Source organism: Brachybacterium vulturis, assembly GCF_002407185.1.
In the GTDB taxonomy this organism is placed as follows: domain Bacteria; phylum Actinomycetota; class Actinomycetes; order Actinomycetales; family Dermabacteraceae; genus Brachybacterium; species Brachybacterium vulturis.
This window is the reverse complement of the sequence record NZ_CP023563.1, coordinates 2,233,848-2,248,569: the sequence shown is the minus strand read 5'-3', so window position 1 is coordinate 2,248,569 and position 14,722 is coordinate 2,233,848. Positions and strand designations below refer to the sequence as shown.

The following is a 14,722-nucleotide window of genomic DNA, read 5'->3' as shown; positions in this document are numbered from 1 at the left end:
TCAGCCCTCCAGCGCGGCGCGTGCCGCCGCGGCGATGTGGGCGGCGTCGATCCCGGCCCAGGCGAGCAGCTGCTCGGTGGTGCCGGATCCCGGCACGCCGTCGACGGCCAGATGCCGCAGGTGCAGGTCCGTGACCGGTTCGGAGGCCAGCGCCGCGAGCACAGCGGCGCCCAGCCCGCCCTCGGCATGGTGGTCCTCGGCCACCACGACCCGGCCAGCGGTCGCCGCGACGGCTTCACGGATGCCCGCGCCGTCGAGCGGCTTGATCGAATAGGCGTCGATCACCCGGGCGTTCACACCGTCCTCGGCCAGGGCCTCCGCGGCGGAGAGCGCCTCGTGGAGGGTCACGCCGGCCCCGATGAGGGTGACGGCATCGTCCTCGGAGCTGCGCAGGGTCTTCGACCCGCCCACGGGGAAGGACTCCTCGGAGCCGTAGAGGACCGGGTAGCCCCCTCGGGTGGTCCGCAGGTAGCTCACACCGGACAGCTCGGCCATCTCCGCCACCAGCGCCGCGGTCGAGGTCGCATCGCTGGGGTAGAGCACGGTCGAGCCCTGGGTGGCGGCGATCATCGCGAGGTCCTCGAGCCCCATCTGGGAGGGCCCGTCGGCGCCGATCTCGACGCCCGCATGGGAGCCGACCAGCCGCAGATCGACCCGGGAGACCGGAGCCATCCGGATGAAGTCGGCGGCGCGGGTGAGGAAGGCCGCGAACGTCGAGGCAAAGGCCAGGTAGCCGCGGGAGGAGAGACCGGTGGCGGCGGCGACCATCTGCTGCTCGGCGATGAACATCTCGAAGAAGCGCTCCGGGTGCGCCTCGACGAAGTCGGCGACGCCGGTGGAGTTCGAGACCTCTCCGTCCAGGGCGACCACCCGCGGGTCGACCTCCGCGAGGGCGGTGAGCGCCGGGCCATAGGCCTTGCGGGTCGCGACCTCCTCGCCGGGCGTGAAGACGGGCAGCTCGACCGCGCCGCGCGGGGAGTGCGGGGCCGGCTCGAGCGTGGGCGGCTTCGGTCCGCGCACCTGCAGGGAGCGCTCGCCGCCGAGGGCATCGATGGCCTCCTCGGCCTTGTCCTCGGGCATCGGCTTGCCGTGCCAGCCGGATTCGTTCTCGACGCCGGGGATGCCCTTGCCCTTGAGGGTGCGGGCGAGGATCACCAGGGGCCGGTCCAGCTCGCCGTCGGCCAGCGCCAGCGCCTCGTCGATCTCGTCCAGGTCGTGGCCGTCGATGACCACGGCCCGGGCGCCGAAGGCCTCGACCCGGGCGGCGTAGGTGTCCATGTCCCAGCCCAGCGCGGTCTCGCCCCGCTGTCCCAGCCGGTTCACGTCCACCAGGGTGACCAGGTTCGTGAGCTGGTAGTGCGAGGCGGTGGCGAGGGCCTCCCACATCGATCCCTCCGCGAGCTCGCTGTCCCCGGTGAGGACCCAGACCCGGTACGGGGACTTCTCCAGGTACTTGCCGGCGAGCGCGATGCCGACCCCGTCGGGAAGGCCCTGACCGAGCGAGCCGGTGGCGACGTCGACCCAGGGCAGCACCGGGGTGGGATGCCCCTCGAGTCGCTGGTCGAAGCGGCGGTAGCCCTCCATCAGCTCCTGCTCGGAGACCACGCCGGCGGCGCGGAAGACGGAGTACAGCAGCGGCGAGGCATGCCCCTTGGAGAAGACCAGGTGGTCATTGCCGGGTGCCTCGGGCTCGTCCCAGTCGTAGCGCAGGTGGCGCGCCATCAGGGTGGCCAGCAGGTCTGCGGCGGAGAGGCTGGAGGTGGGGTGCCCGGAGCCCGCGCTGGTCGACGAGCGGATCGAGTCCACCCGCAGCTGGGCTGCCAGCTCGGAGACCTGTTCGAGGTCGAGGCCGTCGTGCAGTGACGTGGTCATCATGACTCCTTCCGTGATGATGCCTGATGCCCCCACCGTAGGAGCCTGCGCCCGACACCGCCAGCGCTCCGCGACCGTCCGGTCGGCCCGCGCGGGGCTCGCACCGCTCAGAGGTCGAAGACGCGCAGCACCACCGCGTGCTCGCTCCCGGCGGCCTCTCCCCCGCCGCGCAGGATCTCGGGGATGAACTCCTCGGGCAGCGGATGCCCCTGGACGTGCGCGAGGTACGCCTCATGCGCCTGCAGCGACTCCACGGCGGCCTGCACCTGCTCGGCGTCGACCCGCTTCGCGTGGGTCGGCCGCGGGTGCCCGGCCACCAGCAGTGCACGGGCGCGCCAGGGGGCGAGGCCCTCGCCCTCGGCGAGCTCGCGGAACACCCAGGGGTTGGCCGCATCACGGGTGCCGTCGGCCGCGGCCAGCCCCGCCACCCGATGATCGGCCTGGTTGAGACCGCCGTAGGCCTCGACCTCGAAGTTCGCGGTCAGCACCAGATCGGGACGCACCTGGCGCACCACCCGGGCGATGTCGCGCCGCAGGGCGAGGCCGCCCTCGAGCATCCCGTCGGGGTGGTCGAGGTAGCGCAGGTGCTCGACGCCGACGCGCGCACACGCGGCCCGCTGCTCCTGCTCCCGCAGCGGTGCGACGACCGCGGGGTCCTGCGCCATCCCGGCCTCGCCGCGGGTGAGCAGCAGATAGCTCACCTCGATCCCGGCTCCGCTCCAGGCCGCCACGGCGGCCGAGGTCCCGTACTCCATGTCGTCGGGGTGGGCGACGATGCACAGAACGCGGCGCACCCCGTCCTCGGGCAGCGGCGGCAGCGGGGCGGGTGGGGTGTTCATGTCCACCACCCTAGTCGGGGACGGGGCGCGCGTCCGGTCGGGAGCCCGGTCCGCGAGCCGCCTCATGCCGCCGTGGAGAGCTCCTCGCCCACGGCGTGCGCCGCGCTCAGGGCCTGTGCGAGATCGGCCCAGAGATCCTCGAGGTCCTCGAGTCCGACGCTGAGCCGCACCGTGCCCTCGCGCACCCCGCACGCCTCGCGCTGGGCACCGGTGAGGTGGGAGTGGGTGGTGGTCCCGGGATGGCAGACCAGGGAGCGGGCGTCGCCGATGTTCACCGCGATGGTCCACAGCGCGAGCGCATCGCAGAACGCGGCCGCGGCGGCCTCACCCCCGGTCAGCTCCATGGAGAACACCCCGGACGTGCCGCGCGGGAAGTCTCGGTCCGCGAGCGCCGCGTCCGGGCGGCCGGGGATGGTGGGGTGCTCGACCCGGGCCACTCCGGGCAGCCCGTGCAGACGGGCCGCGAGGGTGGCGGCGTCGGTGCTCACCTTGCCCATCCGCAGGCCGAGGGTCTCGATGCCGACCAGGATCTGCTGGGCGCTGGCGGCAGGCAGGGTGGCCCCGAAATCGGTGACGTACTTGGCGCGGGCGTACCCCAGCAGGCCGGAGCCGCCGCGGGCGTACTCCTCCGCGAAGGTGACGCCGAAGCGTCGGTTCCTCTCGGTCAGCTGCGGCCAGCGCCGGGGACATCGCCGCGGGTCGAAGCGCCCGGTGTCCACGATCAGCCCGGCGATGGTGGTGCCGTGCCCGCACAGGTACTTGGTCGCCGAATGCACCACCACGTCGGCGCCGTGCTCGCCGGGCCGGTAGAGGGCGGGGCTGGCCAGCGTGGAGTCGACGACGACGGGCACGTCGCGGGCGTGGGCGATCGCGCACAGCGCCGGCAGGTCCACCAGCTGCGCGCCGGGGTTGGCGATCGATTCGACGATCGCCGCCCGGGTGTCCTCGGTGAACGCGGCCTCCCAGGCCTCGAGATCCCACGGATCCGCGACGGTGCAGCTCACCCCCGCGTCGGCGAGCGTGTCGTCCAGCAGCTCGGTGGTGCCGCCGTAGAGCCGTGAGGAGGCGACGATATGACCGCCCGGGGCGGCCAGCGCATACAGGGCGATCGTGGTCGCCGCCTGTCCTGAGGCGACCGCGATCGCGCCGATCCCCTGCTCGAGGGCGGTGATGCGCTGCTCCAGCACTGCGGTGGTGGGGTTGCCGGAGCGGGAGTAGGCGAAGCCGTCCCCGCGCCGCTGGAACAGTGCCTTGAGCGAGGCGTGGGAGGTCTGGGCGAAGGCGCTCGCGGTGTGGATGGGCGGGGTGAGCGCCCGGTGCCCATCGGCGGCGGCCACCCACCCTGCATGGATCGCTGCGGTGCTCATCGCTGCTCCTCCCCCTCTGTGGTGCTGACCGGTCCATCCTCCGGCCGCCCCGCGGGGTCGGGCGAGCTCTATGACGGAGTGTGGCCCTCCGCGACCGGGAACCCGTCCGTCGACCACACCCCGGAGGTGCCGCGGCGGTGGGAGCCGAGCAGATGGGTGTCCACCACCCCGAGCGCTTCCATCAGCGCGAACATCGTGGTGGGGCCGACGAAGCGGAAGCCGCGGCGCTTGAGCTCCGTGGCCAGCGCCACCGATTCGGCGCTGGTGGTGGGGACATCCGCCGCCACCACGGGCATCGGGGTGCGAGCGGGCCGGTAGGACCACACCAGGTCCGCGAGCGTGGTGCCGGGACCCTGCTCATCGCGCAGCTCGATGCTCGCCCGGGCGTTGGTGATCGTGGCCTCGATCTTGCCCCGGTGGCGGATGATCCCCTCGTCCGCGAGCAGCCGGTCCACGTCCGCGGGGCCGAAGGCCGCCACCTCCTCGACGTCGAAGCCGGCGAAGGCGCGGCGGAAGCCCTCCCGGCGGCGCAGGATCGTGGCCCAGCTCAGACCCGACTGGAAGCCCTCGAGGGCGAGGCGCTCGAAGACACCGCGCTCGTCCCGCACCGGCATGCCCCACTCGGTGTCGTAGTACTCGCGCAGGTCGTCGTGGACGGATGCCCAGGCGGGCCGGGCGAGTCCGTCGTCCCCGATGCTCAGGTCCATGCTCGAGGGTCCGTGCTCAGTCGTCGATCCTCCCGATCGGTTCCCGCTTCTCGGCCTGGAACTGGTCCTCGATGCGGCCCAGCGCCCAGTAGGCGGAGATCGAGATCTGCGGGCGCGGAATGCCGGCGTCCTTGACCAGCACCTGGCGCAGCTGCTTGGTGGTGGCCCGCTCGACGTGGCAGAACACCTGCAGTCCCTCGGCATCCTCGAGGTCCAGGGCGCGCACCGTGGGGACCAGCGCCTCCCGCGGGCCGATCACCCAGCGCAGCTCCACCCCGGCGGGACTTTCGAGCTCCAGACGGTCCTCCTCGTCCTCGAGGTGGATGAGCGCCAGCCCGGAGGCGTCCGCCGGCATGGACTCCAGCGCCGCGGCGATGGCGGGCAGGGCGGCATGGTCGCCGATCAGCAGATGACGGCGGGTCTCCGGATGCGGGCTGTAGCCACCACCGGCACCGTTCAGGGCGATGAGATCGCCGGGCTGGGCCTCATCGGCCCAGCGGGCGGCGATGCCGCTGTCCTCGCCGTCGCCGTGCAGCACCACGTCGATGTCGAGACGCTGATTCCCGTCGTCCCAGTGCCGCACGGTGTAGGTGCGGCGGGTGGGCAGCAGCTCGGGGCTGTGCTCGCGCAGCGCCTCCATGTCGAAGGGCGGGTGCAGGCCGGAGGCGGGATCGGGCAGGAGCAGCTTGACGTAGGCGTCGGCGCTCTCGTTGCGGTGCAGCGCGCTGTAGCCGTCGCCGCCGAGGGTGAGGCGCAGCAGGCGCGGCGAGATCCGGGTCTTGCCCAGCACCTCGAGCACGGCCTGCTTCTTCGCGGGGCGCTTCGCGGAGGCGTCGGCGGGGCTGGTCTGGTCGGTGAGGGTCTGCATCCCCCCACATTACGCTACATACTGCTTCCGTAAATCCCCCGGGGAGGACTCGCGCACCTGCTCTAGGCTGGGACGATGAGCATCCGTCCCGTCCCCGAGGTCGATGTCGCCGTCGTGGGCTCCGGTCCCAACGGGCTCGCCGCCGCGGTGACCCTCGCCCGTGCCGGTCTCTCGGTGCAGGTGCTCGATGCCGAGGACACGGTCGGCGGCGGGGCCCGCACCCTGGACCTCGGCCTCGCTCCCGGGATCGTGCACGACATCTGCTCCGCGGTCCATCCGCTGGCGCTCGCGAGCCCCTTCTTCGCGGCCTTCGACGTGGAGGCCCGCGGGGTGCGGGCGATCGCCCCCGTCGCCTCCTATGCGCAGCCGCTGGACGACGAGCCGGCCGCGATCGCCTGGCGCGATGCGGAGCGCACGGCCGCCGGGCTCGGCACCGACGGACGTGCCTGGCGGGCGACGCTCGGCACGCTGTCCCGCCATCAGGACCTGGTGGTCGCGCTCGCCCTCGGGGACAAGCGCTCCCTGCCCCCGGCACTGCTGGATCCGGCGGCCCTCGCCGTGGCTCCCCTGTTCGGCGCACTGATCGGAGCGCAGGGGAGCCCCGCCTGGAACCTTCCCTTCCGCACCGAGCGGGCGCGGGCCCTGCTGGGCGGGGTCGCCGCCCACGCGATCGGCCCGATGCCCTCGCTCGCGATGGCGGCGACCGCCGGCCTGCTGGGCACGATCGCCCACGGCGCCGGCTGGCCGCTGCCCGTCGGCGGCTCCCAGTCGATCATCGACGCCCTGGTGGCGGACCTGCGGGCCCACGGCGGGCAGATCCGCACCGGCCACCGCGTGCGCACCTGGCGGGATGTGCCGCCCGCCCGTGCTGTCCTGCTGGACACCCCCGCCCCCGCCGCGGCGGACATCCTCGCGAACCGTCTGCCGGCCCCGTTCGAGCGCGCGCTGCGCCGCTTCCCGCACGGCGACGGGGCGGCGAAGGTCGACTTCGTGCTCTCCGGTCCGGTGCCCTGGCGCGACCCGGAGGTGGGCGAGGCCGGGACCCAGCATCTCGGCGGCACCCGCGCCCAGATGGCGCACGCCGAGGCGGAGGTCGCCGCCGGCCGACTGCCCCAGCGGCCGACCACCCTGGTCAGCGACCCGTCGGTGGTCGATCCGGGGCGGATCCATGACGGCCTGCGGCCGCTGTGGGCCTATGCGCACGTGCCCGCCGGGGACACCACCGATCCCACCGAGCTGGTCACCGCCCAGATCGAGCGCTTCGCCCCCGGATTCCGCGATCTGATCGTCGCCGCCCGCGGCATCCCCGCCTCCGAGATGGATGCTCACAACCCGGCCCTCGTCGGCGGTGACATCTCGATGGGCCGGGTCACCATGACCGGGATGATCGCCCGTCCCACCGCGCGCTGGGACCCGTACCGCTTGGCCGGGACCGGCTGGTACCTGTGCTCCTCGGCGACGCCTCCGGGGCCGGGCGTGCACGGCATGTCCGGCTGGCACGCCGCCCGCCGGGTGCTGGAGCGCGAGTTCGGCATCACGGCAATGCCCGACCTCTCCCCCACCCGATCCTCCTGACACCTGCCCCGGAGACTGACTTCTCACACCTCGGGCCCCCACGTTGAGATCGTGCATCCCGATGCCACAGCATTGCTCTCCGTGAATTCTCCCGAGATCCCCGTTCCGCGTCCGAGCGGGTCCCAGCCCCCTGCCGCCGACGGCGGGATCGCCGTGCAGACGCCGGCGCCGGACGCCCACAATCCCTCCGGACGCACCTTCCTGGGACAGCCCGGCCCGCTCGCGAACCTGTTCAGCGTCGAGCTGTGGGAGCGCTTCAGCTTCTACGGCATGCAGGGCATCCTCGCGATCTACATGTACTTCGCGGTCGCCGACGGCGGCCTCGGGATCGACGAGACCGCCGCCCTGGGGATCGTGGGCGCCTACGGCGGCTCGGTCTACCTCTTCTCGATCCTGGGCGCGCTGGTCTCCGACCGGCTGCTGGGCGCCGAGAGGACGCTGCTGGGCAGCGCCGTGATGATCATGCTGGGCCATATCGCGCTCGCGCTGGTGCCCGGGATCCCGGGGCTGATGGCCGGACTGCTGCTGGTGGGCGTCGGCTCCGGCGGGCTGAAGTCCACCGCCGCGACCCTGGTCGGCTCCCTCTACTCGCGCGATGACCCGCGGCGGGATGCAGGCTTCTCGATCTACTACATGGGCATCAACATCGGCGGACTGCTGGGCCCGCTGATCACCGGCGTCGCCCAGCAGCAGTGGGGCTTCCACCTCGGCTTCGGTCTCGCCGCGATCGGGATGGCCGTGGGCCTGACCCAGTACGTCCTGACCCGCAAGGGCCTGCCGGCGAGCGTCCACACCGTTCCCGACCCGCTGCCCCGTGCGCAGTACTCGCGGTGGGCCGGCATCGGGATCGGCACCGTGGTGCTGGTGCTGGTGCTGGTGCTGACGGGGGTGCTGAACGCGCACAACCTCGCCACGGTCGTGGCGGGCCTCGCGGTCATCGGCGCGGTCGGGATCTTCGCGCTCCTGCTCACCTCGAAGAAGCTGGACGGCGACGAGCGCTCCCGAGTGGTCTCCTTCATCCCGCTGTTCGTCGGCACCTCGGCGTTCTTCGCGCTGTTCCAGCAGCAGTTCACGGTGATCACGCTGTACTCGGACACGCGGCTGGACCGCGAGGTCCTGGGCTGGGAGATGCCGATCTCCTGGGTGCAGTCCTTCAACCCGTTCTTCATCATCGTGCTCGCCCCGCTGCTCGCGGCGCTGTGGACGAAGCTCGGCCCCCGCCAGCCCGGCACCCCGCGGAAGTTCGGCGTGGGCATCATCCTGATGGGCTCCGCGTTCCTGCTGTTCCTGCCGATGGCCTCCGTGGCCGCGGTGCCGGTGCTGTGGATCGCGATGATCATGCTGGTCGCGACGATCGGCGAGCTGTGGCTCTCCCCCGTCGGCCTCTCGCTGGCCACCAAGCTCGCGCCCCGCGCCTACCCGGTGATGATGATGGCGCTGTACAACCTGGCGGTGGCGCTGGGCACCTCGCTCTCCGGTGCGCTGGCCGGCTTCTACTCCGCCGAGACCGAGGTGGCCTACTTCGGTGCGCTGGGCGCGGTCACCATCATGATCGGGGTGGTCATGCTCGTGATCGCCAGGCCCGTGAGTCGCGGCATGCGCGGGGTGCGCTGAGCACCACCGGCGCTCACCCCAGGGTGAAGCCGTGCTCCGCGCCCCGGTCCCGGACGAGCGCGACCAGCGCCCCCATCACCGCGGCGGAGCCCGCGAAGCGGCGGCCCTCGCAGTCCAGGACCCCCATCCCCGCGAGGTCGTCGAGGTCCCGACGGACGGCGAACAGCCGACGCAGCTCCGTGCGGTCCCACTCGCCGGTGTCCGGATCGACCGGGATCTGGGGCTCCTCGGCCGGCGGTGGCAGAGCGCCGGGCATCAGCAGTCCCTGCGGGCTGCAGGCCACGAGCAGGGCGGCGAGGGTGCCGGGCATGCCGCGGAACCCGCCGTCCTCGGCGGCACGGGCGTCCTTCCCGAACAGGGCCGCGGAGAGCACGGCGTGGCCGAACTCCACGAATCCCTCGACGCGTGCCGTGCTGTCCCCGTCCGCGGAGGGGGGCACGTACGGGACCGGGCCCGGCAGGCGGCGCACCTTCCCCCCGCTGATCTCGAGCCACCCGCCGTCCAGCAGCGTGACCCAGGCCCCGGCCAGCTCCGGCCGCTCCCACATGGTGCGCGGCGAGGACCGCAGCCCCAGCCGATCCAGCACGGCCGCGGAGTCCGCACGGTTCAGGGCGCCGGTGCCGGTGACCTTCCGCGGCTGCTCGCCGATGTGCTCGAGCAGCGCGACGGCCCGCTGCACGAAATCGTTCATGGCGTAGGGCGCATCGTCCTCCACCGCGGCTCCGTCGACGAGCAGGGCGCCGCCGGAGTCCTCCGGCTCGGGGAGGAACCAGGGCCAGGCGCCGGGGACCGGTCCCTCCGCCTCCGCGGTTCGACCCTCGGCCTGCACCGCCCGGAGCGCCGCCTCCCGGTCGTACGGCCGCGCCGGGTCCTCGAGACGCCCGGTCTCGCTGAGGGTGAGCCGCTCGTCATCGGGCAGCGAGTTGTACCAGTGCATGAAGGCCGCGAGCTCGTCCTCGTCCTCGAGGTCGACGCCGAGGGCCATGCCGTGTCCGAGGATGTTGGTGGAGAAGGAGCGGCGGGTGGGGTCGTCGGCCGCCTCGAGGGCCGCGAACTCCAGCCCGCCGAGGATCCCGGCCGCCTCGGTGGCGCTCATCGAGGCCGGATGCCAGCGCCCGGTCTCCCGCAGGTAGGTGACGAAGCGGATCAGCGTGGGCACCAGGTCCATCACGTGCTCACGCGGCTGTATGACGGTGCGCGGCACCACGACCGTGAGCAGCTCCGTGGCCAGCTCCTCGGTCCACCGCCCGGGGTCCGGGCTGTCGAGCTGCTCGGCCTTGAGCCGCAGCAGGGTCTCCAGGGTGCGGATCTCCTCGGCGACGGGCGCGTCCTCGTCGGCGGTGAGCCGCCAGCTGCCGTACTCGGACAGCACCTGCTCCCGCTCCGATCGCTGTGCCCGCTGTTCGTCCGTCATCCCCCCAGCATGCCTCAGGAGAGGTCTCCCGGGTGGCACCGGCGGCGACTGCGGCGGGGACGAGGGCAGGGACTCGGACCAGTTCGATCGGCGCACAATTGCCGTGACACCGCTCACCGGGCCGGGGCACACTTTCCTCGACGACGCGACCAGGAGGTGGAGGCATGGCACAGGTCAGGGTCTTCAACCTCGGATACGACCCCGAGACGGGGATCGGCGAGCTCCTGCACACCACCACCGTGCGCCACGCCTTCGGGATGATCCGCCGCGAGGTCGCCGACCCGGTCGAGCTCACGATGCTCGGGGACCGCATCGTGCCCACCGCCCTCGAGCTCACCCGTGAGCTGAGCGGCGCCTGGGTGGAGGGCGTCGGCCAGCGCTCCGTCGGCTTCTCCTACCGGGCGGTCCACGAGCGGGATCACTGGAGCTGTGCGTACTGCGGCCGCAGCGTCTCGAAGACCCCGGCCTGCGAGGCCCTGCTGGCGACGGTCGACCACATCCTCCCCTCCTCCCGCGGAGGGCTGTCGAGCTGGACCAATCTTGTCTCCGCCTGCAAGGAGTGCAACAACCGCAAGGCCGATCGCACCCCGTCGGAGGCCGGGATGCCGCTGCGGGCGGAGCCCTATGATCCCGCTCTCTCCCACCGGGTCACCGGGCACGTGGGCGGGCTCCCGGTGCTGGCCCGCCTCTGATCCTCACCTGGCCCCCGGCGCAACGTGAGGAGCACCGCACCGTCTCCCAACTGCAGATATCTCATCTGTGAGTTACGGTCGCGATATGACAGACAACGAGGACTATCTGGCCCGCATCGGCACCCTGATCCGCGATGCCCGTCAGCACTCCGGCCTCACCCAGGCTCAGCTCGCCACCGAGCTCGGCACCAGCCAGAGCGCGGTGAACCGCATCGAGAAGGGCCAGGAGAACCTCACTCTCGAGACGATCTCGCGGATCGGCTCCGCGCTGGACTCCGAGCTGGTGGGGCTGGGCAGCTCCGGCCCGAGCCACCTGCGGGTCCGCGGCGAGACCACCCTGTCCGGGGCGATCGACGTGAAGTCCTCGAAGAACGCGGGTGTCGCGCTGCTGTGCGCCTCGCTGCTCAACACCGGGACCACGGTGCTGCGCAAGGTGGCGCGCATCGAGGAGGTCAACCGGCTGCTCGAGGTGCTCACCTCGATCGGGGTGAGGGCGACCTGGCTGAATGAGAACAACGACCTCGAGCTGCGTGTCCCCGCCGCTCTGGACCTCTCCTCGATCGATGCTGCCGCCGCCCGTCGCACCCGGTCGATCATCATGTTCCTGGGCCCGCTGCTGCACCGGGCGGGCACGTTCCAGCTCCCCTACGCCGGAGGCTGCGACCTGGGCACCCGCACCGTCGAGCCACATATGTCGGCGCTGCGCCACTTCGGCCTCGACGTGGTCGCCACCGACCACCACTACCAGGCCACCACCACGGCGGTGACCGGGGCCCGGCGCCCGATCGTCCTCACCGAGCGCGGGGACACCGTCACCGAGAACGCACTGCTGGCGGCCGCGCTGTACGAGGGCGAGACCGTGATCCGCAACGCCAGCCCCAACTACATGGTCCAGGACCTGTGCTTCTTCCTGGAGCAGCTCGGGGTGACGATCGAGGGCATCGGCACCACCACCCTGCGGGTGCACGGGAGGGCGCAGATCTCCAAGGACGTGGAGTACGCCCCCAGCGAGGACCCGATCGAGGCGATGAGCCTGATCTCCGCCGCGATCGTGACCCGCTCGAGCATCACGGTGCGCCGGGTGCCGATCGAGTTCATGGAGATCGAGCTGGCGCTCCTGGAGGAGATGGGCCTGCGCTACGACCGCTCCGAGGAGTACATGGCGGAGAACGGCCGGACCCGCCTGGTGGACGTCACCACCCATCCCTCGGACCTCAGGGCGCCGATCGACAAGATCCACCCGATGCCCTTCCCCGGCCTGAACATCGACAACCTGCCGTTCTTCGCAGTGATCGCCGCGACCGCGGACGGACAGACGATGCTGCACGACTGGGTCTACGAGAACCGGGCCATCTACCTCACCGAGCTCACGAAGCTCGGCGCGAACGTGAAGCTCATGGATCCTCACCGGGTGCTCATCGAGGGGCCGACGCGCTGGAGCGGTGCCGAGCTGGTGTGCCCGCCGGCGCTGCGCCCGGCCGTGGTGATCCTGCTGGCGATGCTCGCCGCGAAGGGCACCTCCGTGCTGCGCAACGTCTACGTCATCAACCGCGGTTACGAGGATCTGGCGGCCCGGCTGAACAAGCTCGGCGCGCGGATCGAGACCTTCCGGGACATCTGAGCGGACGGGTCTCGCAGACCACCGGGGAGTTCTCCCTCGACTCTCGCGCCGGTGCTGCTCAGAGGGTGGCCGCGCGTGCCGCCGGCCGGAGGTCCTCGCAGCGGGTTCCGCGCCGCCCGGCGGCGTCCCCTCCGTGGTGCACGCACCGCACCGCCGCCACCAGCACGAGCACGGTCGTGGCGAGCACCGCCGGCCCGGTGAGCCCGAGGGGGTGGAGCACCGGTGCCCCGAGCGCGGTGACGACCGGCAGGATCAGCGCACCGACCAGTGCGAGAACTCCGCCGCGATCGGCCCGCCAGGCGGTCCGGGAACCGGCCTGCACGAGCGTGACCAGCACCAGGACGATCACGTTCACGCTCATCCCCACCCAGACCGGATGCACACCCAGGTGGAAGTCGCTCACGCTCCAGTCCGAGAGCTGGTACCAGGCCAGGCCCGCACCGAACCCGGCGATCATCGAGGTGCCGGCTGCGGTGCGGGTGGCCAGGGGCCACGCGAAGGCGGCGAGCACCGGGGCGAGGGTCGCGCCGTTGCGCAGCGTCCAGGCCAGGATGTTCCACCAGGCCGACTGCTCGGTGCGCAGCACGGCGAAGAGGATCATCAGGGCGGTCAGCGCGACCAGCGACCATCGGGTCCAGCGCACCAGCTGCTCGGGGGTGGCGTTCGGGCGCAGGGCAGAGCCGACATCGCGGCCCAGCGAGGTCGCGCCGGAGAACTGGCAGGGGCCGGCCCAGCCCAGCGCGCAGGCCCAGATGCCGAGGAAGAACAGCGCGACCAGCGGGGCGGGGAGGGCCTCGGCGAGGAACCGGGGCACGGCCTCGAGGCCGCGGTCGCCGCTCGGCACCGCGATCGCGGCGGCACAGCCGATGATCGCGCCGAGCACGATGAACGGGGCACCGAGGGCGGCGGCGCGGACCATTCCCCGCTGGCCCTCCTCGGGGCTGCGGGCCGAGAGGGACATCTGGAAGGCGGCCTGCGCCAGCGGGACGTTGACCAGGAAGGTGCCGAACCAGGCCAGGATCAGTGCCGGTCCGGTGGCCAGCGGGTCCAGCAGGTCGGGTCGCTGCACGGGCAGCTCCGCGAGTGCGGCGCGGCCTGGTGCGGACAGCAGCGCGCTCACCCCGACCACCGCCATCACGGCGAAGAGCAGGCAGTTCATGGTCTGGTTGAAGCCGACCGACTGCATCCCTCCGGCGGAGAGGAAGGCCAGCAGCAGCACCGCCGTCACCGTGACGGACAGCGGCAGGGAGAGATCGGTGAACACGTGCAGCGCCGAGGCGAAGGCGATCGTGGTGGCGACCGACCACATGGGGAAGGTGATCGCGGTGATGGTCCCGGCCACGAGTTTCGCGGCGCGCCCGAAGCGGTCCCCGATGATCCCGGTGACGGTCACCACCAGCCGCTTGCGCAGCGGTTTGACCAGCAGCAGCGCGATGAGCAGGATCTGCACGGTCTCGGCGACGCCGTACCAGAGGGCCGAGACGCCGGTCAGGTAGGACAGCTCCAGGACCGAGATGAAGCTGGAGCCCGAGAACAGCCCGGTGATGCAGAACGTGACCGTCCAGGCGGAGAATCGTCGGCCCCCCACGAAGAAGGAGGCGGCGCGATCCTCGGCAGGCCGGCGGGCCAGTCGCCGGTTGGCGAGGACCAGGAATGCGGTGTAGGCGGCGGCCAGGCCGAGGGTCCACAGGCCGACCGCGCTCATGCGGCGGTCCAGACGACGTCGACCTCGACCTGGGCATCGCGCAGCAGGTTGACCATCGGGCACCGGCGCTCGACCTCGGCGGCCAGCTGCTCGAGCGCCCCCGCCTCGGCGGAGGAGGTGAGCTGGACGTCCAGGCGCACCGAGGTGAAGTGGGTCCGCACGCCGGGGACGCCGGCGATGCCGTCGCGGTCCTGCTCGGCGACCGCCGTGCTCACCACGTGCTCGACAGCGATCCCGAGGTCTGATGCGACGAGGTCGACGAGCACCGTGACGCAGCCGTTCAGCGCGCCCACGACGTACTCCAGCGGGGTCGGGGCGGTGTCGGTGCCACCGGCGGCCACCGGTTCGTCGAGCGTGAAGGTGTGGCGACGGATGGTCACGTCGGTGCGCTCGACGCCGGTGCGCTCACCGTGGCTGCGGATTCTCTTGAGGGCCATGGAGCAATGAT

General features: G+C 72.2%; 12 protein-coding genes. 4 read left to right on the top strand and 8 right to left on the bottom strand.

Annotated features, from left to right (window positions below; genetic code table 11):
• From CFK38_RS10085 to CFK38_RS10065, 5 genes are all read right to left on the bottom strand, one after another.
• Nucleotides 1–1,872: a transketolase gene (locus CFK38_RS10085; protein WP_096804307.1), complete on the bottom strand. Its 1,872-nt coding sequence runs from the start codon at nucleotides 1,870–1,872 to the stop codon at nucleotides 1–3.
• A 107-nt stretch (nucleotides 1,873–1,979) separates the two neighbouring features.
• Nucleotides 1,980–2,711: a PIG-L deacetylase family protein gene (locus CFK38_RS10080; protein WP_096802951.1), complete on the bottom strand. Its 732-nt coding sequence runs from the start codon at nucleotides 2,709–2,711 to the stop codon at nucleotides 1,980–1,982.
• Between the two features lie 62 nt (nucleotides 2,712–2,773).
• Nucleotides 2,774–4,078, bottom strand: coding sequence for an O-acetylhomoserine aminocarboxypropyltransferase/cysteine synthase family protein (locus CFK38_RS10075; protein ID WP_096802950.1), 1,305 nt, complete (start codon nucleotides 4,076–4,078; stop codon nucleotides 2,774–2,776).
• A gap of 68 nt (nucleotides 4,079–4,146) precedes the next feature.
• Nucleotides 4,147–4,785, bottom strand: a complete 639-nt coding sequence (locus CFK38_RS10070) for a DNA-3-methyladenine glycosylase I (protein WP_096802949.1) — start codon at nucleotides 4,783–4,785, stop codon at nucleotides 4,147–4,149.
• Nucleotides 4,786–4,801: 16 nt separating this feature from the next.
• Nucleotides 4,802–5,653: a siderophore-interacting protein gene (locus CFK38_RS10065; RefSeq protein ID WP_096802948.1), complete on the bottom strand. Its 852-nt coding sequence runs from the start codon at nucleotides 5,651–5,653 to the stop codon at nucleotides 4,802–4,804.
• Nucleotides 5,654–5,728: 75 nt separating this feature from the next.
• Between CFK38_RS10065 and CFK38_RS10060 the strand changes: the two genes are divergently transcribed.
• Together CFK38_RS10060 and CFK38_RS10055 are read left to right on the top strand one after the other, a co-directional pair.
• Nucleotides 5,729–7,228 carry a phytoene desaturase family protein gene (locus tag CFK38_RS10060; RefSeq protein WP_096802947.1) on the top strand — a complete coding sequence of 500 codons (1,500 nt, stop codon included), beginning with the start codon at nucleotides 5,729–5,731 and terminating at the stop codon, nucleotides 7,226–7,228.
• Nucleotides 7,229–7,375: 147 nt separating this feature from the next.
• Nucleotides 7,376–8,842: a peptide MFS transporter gene (locus CFK38_RS10055; protein WP_420835793.1), complete on the top strand. Its 1,467-nt coding sequence runs from the start codon at nucleotides 7,376–7,378 to the stop codon at nucleotides 8,840–8,842.
• 13 nt (nucleotides 8,843–8,855) lie between these two features.
• On the opposite strand, the gene CFK38_RS10050 is transcribed toward CFK38_RS10055, so the two are convergent.
• Complete coding sequence (locus CFK38_RS10050) at nucleotides 8,856–10,256, bottom strand: hypothetical protein (protein WP_096802946.1); 1,401 nt, start codon at nucleotides 10,254–10,256, stop codon at nucleotides 8,856–8,858.
• Between the two features lie 164 nt (nucleotides 10,257–10,420).
• Between CFK38_RS10050 and CFK38_RS10045 the strand changes: the two genes are divergently transcribed.
• Complete coding sequence (locus tag CFK38_RS10045; RefSeq protein WP_096802945.1) at nucleotides 10,421–10,948, top strand: HNH endonuclease; 528 nt, start codon at nucleotides 10,421–10,423, stop codon at nucleotides 10,946–10,948.
• 85 nt (nucleotides 10,949–11,033) lie between these two features.
• A complete protein-coding gene (locus CFK38_RS10040; protein WP_157773438.1) occupies nucleotides 11,034–12,569 on the top strand; it encodes a UDP-N-acetylglucosamine 1-carboxyvinyltransferase in 1,536 nt (511 codons plus the stop codon).
• Between the two features lie 58 nt (nucleotides 12,570–12,627).
• Here the strand turns inward: CFK38_RS10040 and CFK38_RS10035 are convergent, their stop codons facing one another.
• Both CFK38_RS10035 and CFK38_RS10030 read right to left on the bottom strand, forming a co-directional pair.
• Entirely contained in the window at nucleotides 12,628–14,274 is a 1,647-nt protein-coding gene (locus CFK38_RS10035) for a sodium:solute symporter family protein (protein ID WP_096802943.1), read from the bottom strand.
• Entirely contained in the window at nucleotides 14,271–14,711 is a 441-nt protein-coding gene (locus tag CFK38_RS10030) for an OsmC family protein (RefSeq protein ID WP_157773437.1), read from the bottom strand. Before CFK38_RS10030 ends, CFK38_RS10035 begins: the two co-directional genes overlap by 4 nt.
• Between the last annotated feature and the right edge of the window lie 11 nt (nucleotides 14,712–14,722).

Excerpts from the sequence above, each read along its gene's own strand:
- CFK38_RS10085 (WP_096804307.1), bottom strand. The coding sequence starts at position 1,872 with ATGACCACGTCACTGCACGACGGCCTCGACCTCGAACAGGTCTCCGAG.
- CFK38_RS10080 (WP_096802951.1), bottom strand. The coding sequence starts at position 2,711 with ATGAACACCCCACCCGCCCCGCTGCCGCCGCTGCCCGAGGACGGGGTG.
- CFK38_RS10075 (WP_096802950.1), bottom strand. The coding sequence starts at position 4,078 with ATGAGCACCGCAGCGATCCATGCAGGGTGGGTGGCCGCCGCCGATGGG.
- CFK38_RS10070 (WP_096802949.1), bottom strand. The coding sequence starts at position 4,785 with ATGGACCTGAGCATCGGGGACGACGGACTCGCCCGGCCCGCCTGGGCA.
- CFK38_RS10065 (WP_096802948.1), bottom strand. The coding sequence starts at position 5,653 with ATGCAGACCCTCACCGACCAGACCAGCCCCGCCGACGCCTCCGCGAAG.
- CFK38_RS10060 (WP_096802947.1), top strand. The coding sequence starts at position 5,729 with ATGAGCATCCGTCCCGTCCCCGAGGTCGATGTCGCCGTCGTGGGCTCC.
- CFK38_RS10050 (WP_096802946.1), bottom strand. The coding sequence starts at position 10,256 with ATGACGGACGAACAGCGGGCACAGCGATCGGAGCGGGAGCAGGTGCTG.
- CFK38_RS10045 (WP_096802945.1), top strand. The coding sequence starts at position 10,421 with ATGGCACAGGTCAGGGTCTTCAACCTCGGATACGACCCCGAGACGGGG.
- CFK38_RS10040 (WP_157773438.1), top strand. The coding sequence starts at position 11,034 with ATGACAGACAACGAGGACTATCTGGCCCGCATCGGCACCCTGATCCGC.
- CFK38_RS10035 (WP_096802943.1), bottom strand. The coding sequence starts at position 14,274 with ATGAGCGCGGTCGGCCTGTGGACCCTCGGCCTGGCCGCCGCCTACACC.
- CFK38_RS10030 (WP_157773437.1), bottom strand. The coding sequence starts at position 14,711 with ATGGCCCTCAAGAGAATCCGCAGCCACGGTGAGCGCACCGGCGTCGAG.